The following is a 16,329-nucleotide window of genomic DNA, read 5'->3' on the forward strand; positions in this document are numbered from 1 at the left end:
GCCGGGGTCGCCTAGCTCGGTAGGGCGCAGCTCTCTTGGGAGCGCAAGCCTGGAATCCAGCGAGCAAGCAAGCCTGTCTTGCGAAAGCGGGTCGAGGGTTCAAATCCCTCCCCCGGCGCTTTTTTACTAGTAATGCTTATAACCTCGGCAAGGTCACAGAGCTTGGATTGGTAGTCTCAAAGCGGCACCTGAAGGAGAGGGCGATCTACGTCTACCTCCCGTCGGTCGCATTGGCAAGCAAGTGGAAGAAGCTCGCTGCGAAGTCCGGCACCCCCGTCTCGAAGTTCGTGGTCGAGCATGTCGAAAACTCGCTCAGGCAGGAGGAAGGAGAGGAGGGCTTCAAAGCGCGCAGCGAGCTGGTTCGCGAGCTCAAGCAGCGGGATGAGGAGGTTGCTAGGCTGCAGACAGAGGTGAGGCTGGCGAGGGAACTCGCGGACAGGCTGGACAGGGAACTCAGGAGGCACCGGGTCCAACCATTTCTGGACGAGTCCTTCCAGGGCGTCAGGGCGTACGAAAAGCAGCTCATCGAGCTCTTCAGGAACGAGAAGGTAGTCGACAGCGACGACCTGCTCCGGAAACTCGGGATCGACCTGAACGAAGAAGAACTGATCAAGGCGATCGATAGGCAGATCTCCGGTCTGGAGGCATACGGGCTCCTTGAGGCCACGGCGAGGGGGTGGAAGTGGAAGGGTTGACGCAGGAACTTCACGCCGAAGAGAGGGTGGAACCGGCCCAACTTGCCCTTGCGTTCGTCCAGGACTGCAGGGACAGAAACCTCGCCCCCGGTACCATAGAGAGCTATTCACTCGCCGTCAAACACTTTCTCGAATTCCTCGAGCAGATGCGTGTCCATCCGTTCGAGGTCGACCGTTTCACACTTAAGGAATACCTTCGTCACAGGCGGTCTCAGAGCCTTGACCACAAGACGCTGGAGAACAACTTCACTGCCCTGTCGACGTTCTACGGATTCCTCGCCTTCGAGGGGCACGTCGGAGGGAATCCCGTCCTGATAGTCAGGAAGAGATTTCTCGCAGAGTACAAGGAGGGGACCAGCGACGAGTCGTCCCGTAAACTAATCTCCGTCGAGCAGATGTCGGCCCTCATCCACTCTATCCTGAATCCCAGGGACAAGGCAGTGGCGATCCTACTTGCCAAGACCGGTCTCAGGAGAGGGGAGCTGGTCTCTCTGAACGTCCAGGACATCGATTGGGCCGATGGCGCGATAACCCTAGAGAAGAAGAGGTTCAAGAAGAGAAGCGGAAGGATCGTCTTCTTCGACGACGAGTGTGCCGTTGTCCTGAGACGGTGGATATCGATAAGGGAGACTATGCAATTGCAGACCGACGCCCTGTTCGTCGGGGAGACCGGCCGGAGGCTGATGAGGAGTGGTATTTACAACATGATGGTGAAGTACGCAGAGAGGGCCGGGCTCCATAACTCGAAGTCCGCCAGCATCGAGGACCATTTCTCGACCCACAACTTCAGACACTGGTTCACAACGCACCTTCGGAGAGCGGGTATGTCAAGAGAGTTCATTCAGATACTTCGGGGCGACAAGAGGAGGGACGCGATCGACATCTATGACCACGTTGACAAGGAAGAGCTGCGCAAGGCTTACCTCACCTGCGTGCCCAAGCTCGGCATATAGAGACGCTGCGACTCATGGAAAAGTAGCAAAAGTAACAGATGTAGCAAATGCTTATGATGTCTGTTACTTCTGCTACTATCGTTCCGGCATGGAGAAATTGTTCTTCTGCCCCGCAACCTTTAACTTGTGGTAGGGCAAGCAACTTGTGGTGGAACAAGTAACTTGCTCTTTGACCAGAGGCCCAAGGACAACAAGAGAGACCTGTACGACACAGAGGAGGAGCTAAAGTCTCTCATCTCCGCCCTGAAGAAAGGAGTGCCGCTGGTGACAATCATCGGTCTGAGAAGGACCGGCAAGACTTCCCTTCTCCTGACAGCCTTGAATCAGACTGCTCAGCCTTCCATCGTGCTGGATATGCGTGCTCTAGCGAGCAAGCCCTATGCTACCAAAAAGGATCTGATTCAGGAGATTGAGCGCACTCTGAACGAGTTCTACAAGGCGCACCTGAGTTCCGGAAGGAGGCTCTTCAACTGGCTCAAGCGCGTGCAAGGCGTCGGCGTATCCAACGTTGGTTTGAGCATAAGCTGGGGAGGCAAGGAGCCCGCCCAACTCTCCACCCTGTTCGACGAGCTCAACGCCTGGGCCAAGCACGAGAAGACGAGGATGATCATATCCTTCGACGAAGCGCAGGAATTGAAGAAGGTAGCAGGTGTTGACATGGCAAAGCTGATCGCTCATGTCTACGACTACTGCCGCAACATTACCGTCGTCCTAACCGGTTCTGCTGTCGGCTTGCTCTACGACTTCATTGGGAGTCAGGACGCCAAAGCGCCCCTCTATGGAAGGCACATCACCGAGATACGTCTCCACCGCCTTCCCGAAGGGATGGCGAGAGACTTTCTTATGCGTGGATTCAAGCAGGCGAAGATGAAGATTGAGGAGGGGGTTATGGATGCCGCTGTGAAGAAGTTGGACGGAATAATTGGCTGGTTGACCCTCTTCGGCATCACGAGCATTAAGGCAGGCGCGATGTCAGAGAGTGCCATCGACCAGACTGTCGAAGTGGGCAAGTCGCTGGTCAGGCAGGAGTTCAGGAACTTTCTGAAGGGCAGGGAGGTTGGCACGCAACGTTACGAGGCAATCATCCGGCATCTGGCCAGAGCTCAATCTTCATCGTGGTCGACGACAAAGGGAGCCATGGAAGCCGCTGAAGGCAGGACCATCAATGACAGAAACATTACGGAGCTCCTGACCAATCTGGTCAAGGCAGGTTTCGTCGAGAAGGAAGGCGAGTCCTACAGTCTGACTGACCAGATGCTCGCTGAATCGTTCAGGCAAGGAGAATAGTAATCGCCGGTACAGATGGTATCTTGCAGCAGTACCGTTTGGGGAGTACGTCAAGGCGAGGATGTCAACCTAACCCAACAACTGTAGTCGTCTGTAGCAGTGTGAGAATGCGGACGATAATCAGCTTCGTGATTGATTGGCGATGGTTCGCCCTTCTTTCTTCTGCGTCTCCTTCTTGCCAGCCAACGCGCCGAGGCACTCCCGAAGAATCTCGCATGTTCTCTCCAGGGTACTCTTCACTTCCATGAACCTTAGCGCGTCCTTGAACGGTTCGCCCTTTGGAGCTTCAAGTCCGCCGACCACCCCCATCGCGCCGTCATACATCTTCAGGGCATGATTCACGGAGTCATTCCAGCCCTTCAAGGTCGCCTCCATCAGGTAATCCTCCGGATAGTTGCCCACCCCTGCGGGCGTGTACTTCAGCTCCGGGTCGTACTCGGGCAGCTCCATCCCTTCCTTCGACAGTCTCTCGGCCTCCCTTTCGGAACCTGCGAGCGGGCTCCACCCGGTCCCCTTCCTGTACCTTATCTCGTAGCGCCATCCTGGCCCGAAGACTTCACCAAGGAATTGATGGAGGTCGTTATCCAGCTGGACCAGGGCGTCTGACTGATGGGACAGTTCGGCGAACGACTCCCCCAGCTTCTTCCACTGGCCAGTCCTCCTCCACCGACTGACCTCCGCGTTGTACGAGCTCGTGACCCACGACAGGCCGGGGTACAGATGGATGAGGTACTTCTTCACATCGATCTGAATGGGGTCACACTTCGACGCCAGTTCGAGGACCGTCTCGAAATGCGTCTTCTTCCTTTCGCGAGAGGGCGCCTCGCGCCCCCTTTCGGTCAGCACATACCTGCCTTCGCTGTCCTTTGCAATCAGTCCCTTGTCCGACAGGTCGTTGAGCAGCTCGAGGAGCCTCTTCGGCGTGACGTCCGTCGCTCTGAGCAGGTCTGTCCAGCGCCGAGGGGACTTCGCCGCCTCGAGAATCTTGTCCCTGGCATTGCCTGCAGTAGTTCTCACGGCAGTATAGTAGGGGGGTAAACTATATAAGCGTCACGAGTTCCATAGTTTAGGGTGGGGCTAAAGTAGAGTGAACTCCAGGCAGACGGAAGATGGCGGGGGCGGTCGGGTCACTAAACCTGTCGATGATTCACCGGAAGCGGAGCAGCTCACGGCAGACCTCAAGGTCACCTCCATCCGCGAGCTGTCGGAGGTGGTAGGGAAGCTCATTGCCGTAAACAGGAACGGCGTGGCAGTCATCGAAGCCAGGCGCAGGTTCGAGATTCCGGTGGAAGGAGCGCCCAGCTCGCTCAGGAGCGCGGTGGGGAAGGTGGTGGGCGTCATGATCATCGACGGACAGGTCAGGTGGAGGCTTGTGAACGTCTCTACAAACCGAGGCCCAGGTGACAATGGACCAAATCCGTAGAGCGACGACCATTCTCGGGAAGGAGCGAAGTAACGATGGGTGTTGATCTATTCCTGTCCCCGATAACGTTCGGGGCTTTTCTGGCATACTTGGTGTGGGAAGTCACCACACAACTGACGAAGAAGAAGGCGGAGGAGATGGGCAGGAGGGTCCTTGCGATATCAGTGGGCTTCGTCTTTGCCACCTTCTCTCTGTCCACACTTTTTGCTCAGATTTCAGGTCTCGTGTCTTCGCCTTGGTTGGATGGGCCTGTCCTGTCCGTGATCTGGCTGGTTTCGATCTATCTCTATTTCAGTTGGGCGTTGGAGCTCTATGACCTGGCTGTTGCCCACTCGAATCGTGGCGAAGAAGCCGAAGCGAGCGTGGTTGACTACGCCCTGAAGCAACTCGAGACCCGTCTGGGGCCGTTAACGGGTGCTATCGCGACCGCGCAGGCGTCTGTCTCCGAACTTTCGGGCAGGGTCACCGAGTTAGGTGAGGAGACCGGCGAAATGGTCTCCATCGTAGAGAGCCAAGGCAAGGCGGTAAGGGCACAGACCCAAGTCGTAGAGAAGATTAGCAAAGATGAGGAACTCAGAGAGTCGGAGTACAAACGAACGGTGGCCGAGTACTATGATTGGTTTGAGAAGCGAGGCGAGTCGGCCAGAACAATCGCCGGGCTGATCAAGGGCACCGAGGGCATACTGGAGAAGTTCGCCATACTTTCGGAGCAAGTCGATGAGTACCTTGGTTCCCTTGCGCGAGGGCGTGAATCGCCGAAAGAACAGAGAGAGGACGCAGGTAACGGAGGCGATGGTGCTCAGGGACAGAAGGCAGCTCAGGAGGTCCCGAAGTCGCCCGCGGAGGTCGAGGCCCCCGCCCCGCAGACCGGCGGGAAGCTGACGAGGGAGGCGGGAATTGCAAACAGAGACAAGGGGAACCGCGCCCAACTCCAGTTCTCTGAGAACACGCTCCGGAATGCGGGTAAGATGCATACGTCCAGCTTGAAGGAGGGTGAACCAGACTTCATCTTCTACGGTTCTCCCGACAATGTGGTGAAGGCTGTCGGTGCCTTCAAGGCGTTGACCCTTTCTGAGGCCGGAACGAGGCAGAGATGGATACCCAGAGGGAAGCTCTTGGCGGAGCTCAAGACCGCGATAAAGTACGGCGTACCCCTAATCCTCTTCATCCTAAACCTGGCGAACGGCAGGATTTGGGCGAAGGTCATAGCGGTGGAAGAGGGGAAGAAGTTCGAGGGGATGACGACCCCGCTGATGTTGATTGGAGGTGACCCTGCCTCGGATAAGACGTGCAAGGAGACGCTGGATATGGCCCTAAAGCTCCTGTGAATGGGGGCCTTGCCATTAGCTCGCTATTGTCGCGCTAGAGCTGGAGTGCGCAGGACTGCACGGCGCCGCACCGCAGCGCACCTTTCTTATCATAGTGCCCTTGCCTTTTTCTTGAACGATTCTCTGCGACTAGCACGCTAGTCGCGTAACACAGCCAGTAAACAGCCACTCTGGTAATGGTTCTCGCTTCGGCGAAGTTCGTCCCCTAGTTTCTCCCTGCGAGTCAAGACGCCCAGGTCACCTCCAATGCCGGTTTCCGACGATGCCTCAATCTGCCTCGATGTCCATCCCCAGTTTTGATGCCTTCGACCGAGGCCGATCATTCCGCCGTTCACCACTTGAAAGCCTTTGACATTGTGGATGAAGGTTCGCGCACCTCCTGCAAGCCTTGAGCACTGACCCATCGGGTTCGATATCAACTATGTTCGCTAGGGTAACCTTCCCGGCCTGGTCCTCCGGCTTCACCACCTGCCCGCAGTACCGACACCTGTAGGTTAGCGGTCCCAGCGGGCTCGGTGAAGGAGGCTCATCTTTCTCCTGGTCTCTAGTCTCCACGGATATACACAAGCCCTTGCCTCATCGAAGCGAGGTCGCCATGAAGCTCCGCGATGCTGTGAGAGAGCCACGGTCGGTGGCGCTCTGTTGATTGAGGCGAGGGCCTCCAGCGTCACTTCGAGGCCTGAGCGAATGGAAGAAGCTGCGGATGTTCCGCCGACGTAATGACATCCTCGGACCTCCAAACATCGACCTTGAAATGGTCTCTCGAGAGATTTGCTCCGCACTTCTTGCACCTGAAGCCCAACGGCTTCAGGACGTCCGCTGGGTTCCTAATGCCAAACCCGGAGTAGAGTGTGCAACCGCACGCTGAACATGCAACCTGATATGTCAAGCCAGAATCGGCAAGGAAAATCAACCCGAACACGATATTAAGTGTTCCGAGCGAGCTCGATTGACCCGTAAGTAGGTCAGCAAGGACGGGAGACCAAGAAATCACGAATAACTGAAAACAAGGATTTCCCGCTGTCTGTCAAGCCAAGGGAGAGCGGCATGCAAGAAGTTTCTCGACGCCGAACTCGGTTTGGCTTGGGGGTCTACTATCAAGGGGAGGGTGGATGAGCATCCGCAAGGGTTCGTTCCGTGGCCGGAGGCAAGCCCACGCAGTACGTCCGCTCCTGCGCGGGCTCATGGATACTCCGAGGAAGAATTAGACGAGTTCGACGTCCTCGTGAGGCCAGTCACCGTTCTTAAGGAACCTTTGACGCCGAAGATCCCGCGAGAGCGAGGTACAGGACAGCGTGCGCCGAATGTGGTCGTGAGATTGAGGTGGGCCAGCGCATAACAATGTACAAGGACAAGTCGATACACGAGAAGTGCAAGCCGCTCGAATAGGCAACGATGGGCCCCTGTGGAATTCTTATAGGCGAATCCCGAGGGAAGACCCACGGAAATATATCAACCCGATGACCTGAGTTGACACGACTGCTCGTGTTTGTGAATATCTTCGTAGAGTCTCCATTGATGGACGAGGTGGTGCAGGCCCTTGGTAAGCTTGACGATCTCGTGGCGCTCTACGAGGTGACAGGCGAGTTCGATATCGTCACCCTCTTCTCGGCTTCAGATGTCGAGGAGTTCAGGGACGTCCTCGAGAACAAGATAATGAAGATACAAGGCGTGAAGCGCACTGTGAGTTCTATGGTGCTGAAGGTGCACAAGCTGCCAGGTAGGTAAATAGGCGCCGCCGAAGCAACCGCGAAGCACGGATGCGGAAGGGTTACCTCCAGAGCAGCCGGTCCAGTTATATTCGACGAAGGTGATACGCAGGGTATGAGCGCAGGCTCGTCACAATACGACCCCCAATTTGGCTGCGCTAAAGCTCATTAGTGGCTGTCGGGTCTCGTCACGAGCCAGGAGATAAATGAGCCGAATCTGCGTGATGACCGCCGACGGCAGGGCATACTACACCATAGTCTCGAAGCTGAGAAGCGCTGGCCTGCCGTTCCTGAGCCTCGTGCCCGGGGACAGGAGCGAAGAATGCGAGCTGGTGCTCACGACGAGGGCAGAGGCGGGGCTGTTCCACACACCCACGATGGCCTTGGAGGACTTGGATGCGAACTCCGACGTCGCCTCGGGCCAGATACTCGCCCGGCTGTCGGAGGGAGACAGGATGCTGCTGGTCGGGCTCGACCCGGGTTCAAGGATAGGGATGGCCGCCTTCCTCGGCGAGACGAGGATTGCCTCTCAGACATTCAACTCCAAGGTCTACGCCTGCAACGGAGTCATCAAGCTGGTGGAAGGGGTCTCCGTCAGAAGGTCTTTCGTGAGGATCGGCGACGGCGACCCAGTCATGGCGGCGTGGCTCGCGGACAACCTAGCGGCCAGGCTCCCGACGACCGTCGTGGAGGTAGTGGACGAGTCAGGGACGTCTAGGAACTTGCGAGTGAAGGGTCTGCAGAAAGATCAGGGCTCGGTCGCGAAGATAGCGTTCCGCAAGGGCTCGCCCTTTACGCATGACGACCGGACCTCAAGAAGTCCCTGACGATTTCTTGGACCTCCTCGGCCGCGAAGTCGCCGCTCCTGACGTCTTTCCGCAGCCATGAAGGCATCAGCTCTCTGACGAGGTGAGCCTCAGGGGGAAGTCCCCCACTTTCAGGACGGCCGAGGGCAGCCTCCTCTCGTAGGTGATTGACCTCCATGCGGCAGTTGAGCACGCGTTCAGAGCGAAGGTCAGGTTCTGCAGCCAGACTCCGCCGTGCTCCTCGGCTATCCTCCTGATGAGGGAACCCCTGTCGATGTACCATCCACCCGCCCTTCCCATCGCCGCTTCGACCTCCTGCTTGAGCGTCCGCAGCGAAGAGGCGGCCTCGTCCATCAGAAGGGTGTCCGCTTCGCTGATTGCAGCCTTGCCGTTATCTTTGCCGGTGACGCTTGGGCCGCTGTCTGAGGATTCTGTATTAGCGACTCCAGCTGCTTGACCGTCTGGTCGATCTGATCTCTCGGACGTCTCAACTCTTCGAGCGTGAACTTGACAGCTTCTTCGTTCACTTCCTCTTCGGTCATACCCGCTTCATCACGTCCACCGCCAACCTTTCAGTTTTACTTTCCACCTGTGGGCGCGGAGGGATGGTTGGAACCATGCCTGACGAACCGATCTTCCTTCCCTCCCTCCTGCTCGAAGGTGCTTACCCCAACATAGTCGTAGGCTGTAGTAACCTAATGGCTTTCTACACCCTGCCAACCAGTAGTTGAGAGCTAGGTCGCCGCGATAATAGTGGGCGCGACCCCTGCCACCCTCGATGCTTATCTAAGGCGAGAAACCACTTGGCATGAATGAATTACACCGAACCATACATCCCGACTCCGGAAGACATCATACCGAAGATGCTCACCTTGGCTTCTGTGATGCCAGATGAGACGGTGTTCGATCTCGGCTCGGGCGACGGCAGAATGGTGATAGCAGCGGCCAAGGACTTTCATGCCAGAGTGGTGGGGGTGGAGGTTCGGAGGCGCCTCGTGAAAGAATGCCGCAGAAAGGTGAAGGAGATGGGACTGTCCCGTCAGATCATGATATCGTGTCGCAGCTTCAAGAAGGTAAGCTTGAGAAAGGCCGACGTCCTTGCCATGTATCTTTCGAGCTATACCTTGAACTTGATGGCGCCCAAGTTCATGAAAGAACTGAGGCCTGGTGTCAGAATCGTAAATTTTGACTACCCGATTCCAGGTTGGACGCCTGCGCGTGAGATAGAGGTCACGCCTGCGGGCTGGAGGAAGCCTCATCCGATATACCTGTACGTGATGTGAACCGGACCGACCCGTCAGTCCTTGAGTGCCGGATGCAGCCAGCTCAGTGGCGGGTGGCCGAGCGCGGGCATCGGGAAATAGGTGAGGACACGAGTTGGACCTGAAGTTGTGCGTCCTCCCTATTTTACCGGCAAATTCAGGCGAGAATCCCATCCTCACTTTTAGGTTAAAAGCTGGAGTTTAAGGAAATTATCGTTCCCTTCTAAGGGGGCGCATTTCTGGTCAGCTACTACAAACCCAGCATTTTGTTAGAAGTGGGAGTTGTTGTCCTGGTGTGCAATTCGAAATGCTGACCTAGCGCAGGCAAGCCGCGATTCCCAAGTGATTCTAATAACTCTTCGGCGTTTGAGGATCATTTGAGATGCGCCTCATCTACCAATCAAGCCTTGCATGACCCGGCATGTTATCGGACCATTCCCGCCGCCATTAATGTCCTATATAGGCTGTCGAATCTTCACGCCTCCTCAATGCCCCAAACGAAGGCGATAGTAAGCATTGAGAACGTTGTCGCCTCTGCCTCGATAAATCAGAGGGTCGACCTCAACCTGATAACCAAGAACTTTGTCGACGTCGAGTATCATCCCGACCAATTCCCTGGACTGGTCTTCAGGCTGAAGAGCCCAAAGACGGCTACCCTGATCTTCAGCTCGGGGAAGATGGTCTGTACTGGCGCGAAATCGGAGGAGCAGTCAAGAAAGGCCGTGCAGGAGGTCGTCAGGAGGTTGAAGAAGGGGGGCATCCCCATCAAGAACGAGGCAGAGATAGTGATACAGAACATGGTGGCATCGGTGGACCTTGGAAGAAAGATTCACCTTGAGGAAGCGGCTAGACAGTTACCAAAATCGATGTACGAGCCGGAGCAGTTCCCCGGTCTCATACACAGAATGGCCGACCCGAAAACGGTGTTCTTGGTGTTCTCGTCGGGAAAGCTTGTCTGCACCGGAGCGAAGAAGGAGAGCGAGGTTTACAGGGCCGTGAACAACCTGCACGTGATGCTCGAGGAAAAAGGGCTCATGGTTTACTGACCCTTCCCGCGACCAACCTGACTGATGATGGCCTTCCTCTCTTCGACACCAATCGTCTCCTTGAAGTAGAGGATTTCGGTAACTTCAAGAATGTCAGTCAGCGAGTGAAGCGAGACGCCATTTCTCCAAGATTTTTTCATCTTTTCTGGCGCCCTCGAGTCTGTCGATCAGGACGATAGTATCCTCCACCTCGCCTCCCTCCGACCTAATCGCGCTTATCGCGGCGGTCGTCGAGCCTCCCGTTGCGATCACGTCATCGATCACCACGACGTTCCGGCCAGGTTTGATTATGCCGTCTTTGGTCTTCTGTCGCCCCTCGTCCTTGGTCTCCTTCCTGACGTAGATCATCGGCATTTTGTGGCCGATGCAACGCTCTAAAAGAGAATGGAGCAGGGAGAAGGCAGAGTCATCACACTACGATTACGAGCTTGGTCTTGACGCTGGGCTGAAAAGAATGAGTAAGGCGCTCTAAGTAGTCAGAATGATCTCTACCTTCACGTCCTCGGGAATCTCCAACCTCGTGATCTGCCTCAACGTCCTGTCGTCCGGCTGGACGTCGAGAATCCTCCTGTGAATCCTTAGCTGCCAGTGGTCGAAGGTGTGTGTGCCCTCTCCGGTCGGCGCCTTGCGGGTGGTGATCCTGAGCCTCTTAGTCGGAAGAGGCTGCGGGCCCTTTACCCTGACGCCCGTCTTTTCTGCGATCTCCCTGATGCTCTTCGCCACCCTCTCGAGCTGCTCCAGGTTCGCGCTCGTGAGCTTGATTCGGGCGTACTTCGGCGTTATTCTTCGTGGGCCGCTTCTTGACTGGATACTTAGGGATTCACTTACAGAAAACTGCTAATTCTTCTGTCATGCCGGAGGTATCCATCAATGTGGCTGCAGAAAAGGTGGTAGTTGCAAAGTGGAAGCTAGATGTCCAAGTGAAGAAGCAGGCGTCTCCAGATGATGGGTGAATCTAGTTGAAAACATCACGATGGAAACTGAAGCTGGGCGGTCACGCTGACGAGGTATGTCCCAGTGGTTCTGGTCGACCTCGGAACCAGGGACGTGCAAAGCCCGCCCTCTGGTGAACGCCACTCTCTACTGCGTCATCCCCTGCCCAGAGTCTGTTCCTTGGCCAAGACGACGGTCCCCTGGGGAACGCCGGTTTGCGCCAGCTCGTCCGCCGCTCGCCGTGTCGAATCAACTTTCTCCACCTTCCTGTCGTTCACAACGGGCCCATTCTCGACAAGAAGGTTCTTCTGGTAAGGGTCTCTAGGGTGTCTCTGCCCGCGACCTCTTCTCTTCGGCCGGCCATCGAATCGGCGTACTTTGAAGGCCGTAAGTTCTACGTGCTTCCTCTAGGAAAGATTGTCCTTGAACTAGTGCCGTACTCAGCTTGATGAACAAGTACATTCACCGGTGTAATTATTACAACCAATACAAACCAAAACAGGGCTTCCTTCAGTTCTCATCTCCACCGCTTTTTTTCTACATTTACTACAAAGAACCAACTCTACCACGCACCGCTTTACTGCCTTACCTGTAGAAAGGCACCCCGACCTACATCGCGAGTGTACGCCTCGAGAACCTTAAGCTGGACCTGCTGCTGGCTCGCGCCTTTATCACTGTCAGACAATCCTTATCTTCCTGTACCAATCATGAGTCGTCTCCATCAGATAGGTGTTGCTATGGTGGGCTTGCGAGTGCTAGCCTAGATGACATCTTTCATCGGTGCTAACTTGACGGACGTTCTAACTTAGTCCTAACCTTCGTGTCATGCTTAAACGTCTTTAGAAATTCAACCAGGTCAACGAAATCTGGGTTGTCATCTGCTTTGCGAAGTCGCACGCGGATGTCTTCCTTTCCCAAGTTCACCATGAACTCAGATTGATATGGAATCTTGGTGAAGAGAACAGCGGAGTAGTGTACCCTTCCCTTGAGCTCTTCTCGCACGATATCCTCCGTGTCTGGGAAATGTAATATTGTAAAGGCTATTCCGTCGATCCAATTGACGGTAGGGATGACTGGAATTTCTTTCGTCAGTATTTGCTTCACGACGTCTTCAAAGAAGATTATCTTGTTGTCGGACTCCAAGACTTGATGAATGACGACTTCCTCTGTCGGCATGTATGTAATCTTAGCCAAGTCTAACGTCCTCTCCTAACAGAACGAATTCTTGTCACTCTGAATTAAGGCTATCTGCTTATTCAGGAGACCAATCTATCTGAAAGACATAATTATGGCGCGACGACCTCGTTTCCGAAGTTGTCCGATTACGCGACAGAAGAAGAGAAACTGAGGAAGCTGTACGACCAAGCGCGCGCGCAAGGAAATAAGAAGAAGAAGAAGGAGTACAAGGAAAAGATTGCCGAACTGAACCGACTCCGCAAGTCCGTTCGGCGAGAAAGCAATAGGTCGAAAAGCTAGGGATTCGAACCTTCTAGTCTAGTCCTACTAGACCATGGGTCGCCTGCAGTACATGTTCACCACTCGCAGAGCGAGCCAAGGCTCAACACCGACGCGCATTTGCTACCGACGTTTCTGGATTGGAATTTGAGACTAGGCGCCCCGGCCGGGCCTTGTCAGTCTGTGTAGGCTCCCCTATGTGTGAGTGGAACCCGCGGGCGCAGCGGGTCTGACGGGAGTCGACAGGAAACCGTGCCAGAGAAGTAGACGAACTCATGCTTGTTGAATCGCGTAGGCGCAAACAAAGCGAGCACCCGCCCTGGGAAACCCATCTAAGAAGCGGACAGAAGCTCCGACAGCCTCTGAGTGAGCCTGCGCCGTACAGCCTTCCGTCGCTGTGACTTGCCCGCTATAGGTCGCCGCAACCGTTCCTGCAGCTCCCTGACCTCGGCAGCTCTAGACACGTCAGCCTCCTCGCTCTCCACCTTCACCTCGCGCTCCTGCTTGCGCATCAGCTTCCGACGCTCCCTGGAGTTGGGGAAAACCCACTCGTCGTGCAGCCGGCCGTTCTTATTAGCCCTTCGCAGGAACTCGTCTCCGTTCCTCTCCCAGTACTCGTTCCCATAGCGCTCATGGACACGGCTCTCGATGCCCATTAATGATGCCTCCGGTCAAGGCGAAGAGCAAGGACGATCCGAGCTCCTCACTCAGATGCAGCCAGCGGATCCGGAATCCATCCTCCCGGAGGGCCACGTCACGACGTAGCTGGATGGTCGACCACAATTGACACAAGGTCGTTGCTCCCCCGTCCAGATGAAAAGATGACATGGTTTGTCACGCTCTGGTTCGATTTGTCCCCTTCAGACCCTTTGTCCCCGCAATCAACGATGAATGGGGATTGCCAGTTGAAAAGAATTTAAGCAACGTCGAAGGTTACAATCACATGGCGAAATTGAAGAAGGTCAAGAAGAAGGCTACTAAAGGAAAGGCAACAAGGAAGGCGGCTCCTGCTACTCCTCAACCTGCAACCAAATAAAGCGCCCTTCAGGCGAGCACAACGACATCCCAGGGTTGAGAGCGGGCTGGTCCGCCTCCTACTTTTGTTACGTAGGAGATCATTACTCTCAGTCACCGCATTCCCCTCCTCGTGAGCCCAAAAACTCGGGGCGGTTAATACCTTCGTCAAAGTGCAAACTCGCGAATGGCATGATTAATGGGGCTGCTAAAGGTTACCAGCTTCGATCCGCCTCAGAGCTACTTGGCAACTCTTTCTACGCGGAACCTCTCGGTTCCCTCACGGGGCCTGGCTCGTTGAGCTTATAGCCATCTACCCGCCACATCGAGAAAGGGCATTCAGAGGGGATGAATGTGAGCGTCAAGAAGGAACGGCGGAAACAAAACAAGGCTACTGACGACTTGAGGGAAGAGGTCGAAATGCTCAACATCATGCTCTCATCATTGGTTGATGTTCTCGAAGAGAACCGAATCGTTGGCCATAAGGAATGGGAGAACAGAATAAAGGAAAGGCCGAGTTCGAAGTAAAGGGCGTGTCCTTGTCTGCGTCCCCGTACCTCACGTACTTCATGAAGCGCTTGATCACCATCTTGAAGTCGGCCACCGTCTCGGCCGAGTAGTGGCACCTGGTTTCGCCGTACGTTCAAAACAGGAGGAACGTCTGAAGGCGCAAGCCAATTCGCCGTCAGTCAAGAGAAACGTGTCGGCAGGAGTGCCGTGCCCTGGCTGCCTGTACCACGAATTGAAGCAGGGGCTCATCACATTGCGAGGGGGCCAGTAGAAGAAATTGGGGGCCTAACTAGAACTTAACAGTAGATTCTACTTAGGGGCATACCTTGTGATAACTTTTCTTCATTAGAAATCCTTTCCTTACTTCCTGACCCGCAGGAATTTCTTTACCACATTTTGCACAGTTGACCATCGCAATCGTCTCGGGTGACGAAGTTGCTTGTATTAAATCTGCTCATTAGCGCCTAATCGAGCTCTTTCGAGGCTTTAGCTCCTTATCGCCTAAACTTTGGCAGATTTCGCTTTAGCTACTGCTGAACCTCTTTTGTCCTGCCGTCTGATTGTCCGATGCCCCTTTACCCCTGCTCATGACACCCACAGTTGAATATCCGACCGAGGCAACATCGTCTCTTCCCGCATTCAAGGACGTGTTCAGCGGGCCTCAGATGGAGAACTTCATCAGCTACTTCACGGAGGCTTGATTCAGGTAGGCGTCGAAGTTCTTCAGGATGTCGTGGGGGCCTTTCCTTTCGGGTCGAGCGTAGAGGCCCCCGTAAGACCAAGCTCCGCGAGGGCCGTCCTAACGATTACCTCAGACTTCGGCATCATCTTGTCCCGAATTCCCCCCACAAGAGCGTAAACATCAAGCTCTTCGGTCGGCAATCCTCATGCGTTGCCCTTGATGGCCGTTTAAACATGAGCCGACGCTTGACGGAGGAGTCGGTGAGCCGCTATCTTGATAGTTCCTGCAGAACAGAGCGTATTCGGGTCAGAGAATTGGTGGAATCCGCTATATCTCCAGATGAACCTGAACCACGCGGTCGATCTGCTTTCCCGCCTTGGCCATCTTGAACTCTATCAGGAATATAGCTTTACGCACCTGAACGGAGTGATGAGGAGTAGTACGTATCTGGCGTTCGGTCTCTCCTCGATATGTCACCTTGACCCCTGACTTGGATTCGGTCTTCGACTTTATGGCTGCCAGACAGAGGCCATAGACGGTTCCTCTTGAAAAACCTAGTCTTTGATCAAGATATTCGAGGTATTCCTTTGAAGTCAGGTGTTCCTTCCTTGCGTCGGAGCTGTAACTCATATCTCCACGACTGACCTCTTCTTCTCGCTGCTGTTGGCTTTTCTTTCGCTAGTCAGTCTGAGGTAAAGCTTTGATGCTTCCCGTCTGGCTTTTGATGAGAGAAGAAACTCCGCTCTGAATGGGCATAACCTGTCCATTACAGGATGGTTCAGGTCTTCGTCGAAGATGACGGGATATAGTCTGCACCCCGATGGTCGATTTGGGTAGATTGTGCATTGCTCTCCATCGTGGAAGATGCATCTGCCGTTGTCGTTCCTGAGCTTCTTGAAGCCTCTGAATTCGACTGCGAAGTCTTCTTTGAAACCTAGGCTCACTATGCGCCGCACGTCATCCTCCAATAAGATCATCTCTGTCTTGTAGCAGCAACTTACACAGCGATGATTCCTACAAACATTCTTCGAAGACAACGCCTTGAATCAAGCGATTGCACGGAAGAGTGAGCGTGAACTTAACCCTTCCAAACCACCCTCTCTTGCTTACGATGACGCCATTGAGACTCTTCGGTGACACGCCAGCGGACAGAGCGGGAATCAAGGTCGACGGAGAGATCAGGTGGCTGGCTCTGATTCAGAATGCAAGCCGTCCTAAGGACGAGC

21 protein-coding genes and 1 tRNA gene are annotated in these 16,329 nt (G+C 54.9%); 12 read left to right on the forward strand and 10 right to left on the reverse strand.

Features of this window, described 5'->3' with window-relative positions; genetic code table 11:
* The 4 genes from LYZ69_07905 to LYZ69_07920 all read left to right on the forward strand — a co-directional run bounded on the left by LYZ69_07905 (window position 1) and on the right by LYZ69_07920 (window position 2,935).
* Window positions 1-118, forward strand: a tRNA-Ser gene (locus tag LYZ69_07905).
* Between the two features lie 49 nt (window positions 119-167).
* Window positions 168-695: a hypothetical protein gene (locus LYZ69_07910; GenBank protein ID MDV3278370.1), complete on the forward strand. Its 528-nt coding sequence runs from the start codon at window positions 168-170 to the stop codon at window positions 693-695.
* Window positions 677-1,648, forward strand: a complete 972-nt coding sequence (locus LYZ69_07915; GenBank protein ID MDV3278371.1) for a tyrosine-type recombinase/integrase — start codon at window positions 677-679, stop codon at window positions 1,646-1,648. Before LYZ69_07910 ends, LYZ69_07915 begins: the two co-directional genes overlap by 19 nt.
* Window positions 1,649-1,810: 162 nt before the next feature.
* A complete protein-coding gene (locus LYZ69_07920; GenBank protein MDV3278372.1) occupies window positions 1,811-2,935 on the forward strand; it encodes an ATP-binding protein in 1,125 nt (374 codons plus the stop codon).
* 120 nt (window positions 2,936-3,055) lie between these two features.
* Here the strand turns inward: LYZ69_07920 and LYZ69_07925 are convergent, their stop codons facing one another.
* Window positions 3,056-3,952: a winged helix-turn-helix domain-containing protein gene (locus LYZ69_07925; protein MDV3278373.1), complete on the reverse strand. Its 897-nt coding sequence runs from the start codon at window positions 3,950-3,952 to the stop codon at window positions 3,056-3,058.
* Between the two features lie 70 nt (window positions 3,953-4,022).
* Here LYZ69_07925 and LYZ69_07930 point away from each other — a divergent pair, with 70 nt between their 5' ends.
* From LYZ69_07930 to LYZ69_07945, 4 genes are all read left to right on the forward strand, one after another.
* On the forward strand, window positions 4,023-4,358 hold the full coding sequence (locus LYZ69_07930) for a hypothetical protein (protein MDV3278374.1): 336 nt from the start codon (window positions 4,023-4,025) through the stop codon (window positions 4,356-4,358).
* A 35-nt stretch (window positions 4,359-4,393) separates the two neighbouring features.
* Window positions 4,394-5,686, forward strand: a complete 1,293-nt coding sequence (locus LYZ69_07935) for a hypothetical protein (protein MDV3278375.1) — start codon at window positions 4,394-4,396, stop codon at window positions 5,684-5,686.
* 1,485 nt (window positions 5,687-7,171) lie between these two features.
* Window positions 7,172-7,414 (forward strand): Lrp/AsnC ligand binding domain-containing protein, encoded by a 243-nt coding sequence (locus tag LYZ69_07940; GenBank protein ID MDV3278376.1) that lies wholly within the window; start codon window positions 7,172-7,174, stop codon window positions 7,412-7,414.
* 187 nt (window positions 7,415-7,601) lie between these two features.
* A complete protein-coding gene (locus LYZ69_07945; protein MDV3278377.1) occupies window positions 7,602-8,222 on the forward strand; it encodes a hypothetical protein in 621 nt (206 codons plus the stop codon).
* Between the two features lie 66 nt (window positions 8,223-8,288).
* Here the strand turns inward: LYZ69_07945 and LYZ69_07950 are convergent, their stop codons facing one another.
* Both LYZ69_07950 and LYZ69_07955 read right to left on the reverse strand, forming a co-directional pair.
* Complete coding sequence (locus tag LYZ69_07950; GenBank protein ID MDV3278378.1) at window positions 8,289-8,555, reverse strand: hypothetical protein; 267 nt, start codon at window positions 8,553-8,555, stop codon at window positions 8,289-8,291.
* Entirely contained in the window at window positions 8,555-8,743 is a 189-nt protein-coding gene (locus LYZ69_07955) for a hypothetical protein (GenBank protein MDV3278379.1), read from the reverse strand. Before LYZ69_07955 ends, LYZ69_07950 begins: the two co-directional genes overlap by 1 nt.
* 270 nt (window positions 8,744-9,013) lie before the next feature.
* On the opposite strand from LYZ69_07955, the gene LYZ69_07960 reads away from it, so the two are divergent.
* Entirely contained in the window at window positions 9,014-9,484 is a 471-nt protein-coding gene (locus tag LYZ69_07960) for a methyltransferase domain-containing protein (GenBank protein MDV3278380.1), read from the forward strand.
* Between the two features lie 467 nt (window positions 9,485-9,951).
* Window positions 9,952-10,509, forward strand: coding sequence for a TATA-box-binding protein (locus LYZ69_07965; protein MDV3278381.1), 558 nt, complete (start codon window positions 9,952-9,954; stop codon window positions 10,507-10,509).
* Between the two features lie 93 nt (window positions 10,510-10,602).
* On the opposite strand, the gene LYZ69_07970 is transcribed toward LYZ69_07965, so the two are convergent.
* The 4 genes from LYZ69_07970 to LYZ69_07985 form a co-directional block, all read right to left on the reverse strand.
* Complete coding sequence (locus LYZ69_07970) at window positions 10,603-10,857, reverse strand: hypothetical protein (GenBank protein ID MDV3278382.1); 255 nt, start codon at window positions 10,855-10,857, stop codon at window positions 10,603-10,605.
* A gap of 120 nt (window positions 10,858-10,977) precedes the next feature.
* Entirely contained in the window at window positions 10,978-11,232 is a 255-nt protein-coding gene (rpsJ, locus tag LYZ69_07975) for a 30S ribosomal protein S10 (GenBank protein ID MDV3278383.1), read from the reverse strand.
* A gap of 993 nt (window positions 11,233-12,225) precedes the next feature.
* Window positions 12,226-12,636 (reverse strand): hypothetical protein, encoded by a 411-nt coding sequence (locus LYZ69_07980; GenBank protein ID MDV3278384.1) that lies wholly within the window; start codon window positions 12,634-12,636, stop codon window positions 12,226-12,228.
* Between the two features lie 593 nt (window positions 12,637-13,229).
* Entirely contained in the window at window positions 13,230-13,553 is a 324-nt protein-coding gene (locus LYZ69_07985) for a hypothetical protein (protein MDV3278385.1), read from the reverse strand.
* Between the two features lie 242 nt (window positions 13,554-13,795).
* Here LYZ69_07985 and LYZ69_07990 point away from each other — a divergent pair, with 242 nt between their 5' ends.
* Both LYZ69_07990 and LYZ69_07995 read left to right on the forward strand, forming a co-directional pair.
* Window positions 13,796-13,933, forward strand: coding sequence for a hypothetical protein (locus LYZ69_07990; GenBank protein MDV3278386.1), 138 nt, complete (start codon window positions 13,796-13,798; stop codon window positions 13,931-13,933).
* A gap of 332 nt (window positions 13,934-14,265) precedes the next feature.
* On the forward strand, window positions 14,266-14,439 hold the full coding sequence (locus LYZ69_07995) for a hypothetical protein (GenBank protein MDV3278387.1): 174 nt from the start codon (window positions 14,266-14,268) through the stop codon (window positions 14,437-14,439).
* Window positions 14,440-15,144: 705 nt separating this feature from the next.
* Here the strand turns inward: LYZ69_07995 and LYZ69_08000 are convergent.
* The 3 genes from LYZ69_08000 to LYZ69_08010 form a co-directional block, all read right to left on the reverse strand.
* On the reverse strand, window positions 15,145-15,303 hold the full coding sequence (locus LYZ69_08000; protein ID MDV3278388.1) for a hypothetical protein: 159 nt from the start codon (window positions 15,301-15,303) through the stop codon (window positions 15,145-15,147).
* 127 nt (window positions 15,304-15,430) lie between these two features.
* Window positions 15,431-15,733: a hypothetical protein gene (locus tag LYZ69_08005; protein MDV3278389.1), complete on the reverse strand. Its 303-nt coding sequence runs from the start codon at window positions 15,731-15,733 to the stop codon at window positions 15,431-15,433.
* On the reverse strand, window positions 15,730-16,071 hold the full coding sequence (locus tag LYZ69_08010; protein ID MDV3278390.1) for a YkgJ family cysteine cluster protein: 342 nt from the start codon (window positions 16,069-16,071) through the stop codon (window positions 15,730-15,732). Before LYZ69_08010 ends, LYZ69_08005 begins: the two co-directional genes overlap by 4 nt.
* Window positions 16,072-16,329: the final 258 nt, after the last annotated feature.

The sequence above is a fragment of the Nitrososphaerales archaeon genome (genome assembly GCA_032906765.1).
GTDB lineage: Archaea > Thermoproteota > Nitrososphaeria > Nitrososphaerales > Gagatemarchaeaceae > DASPPF01.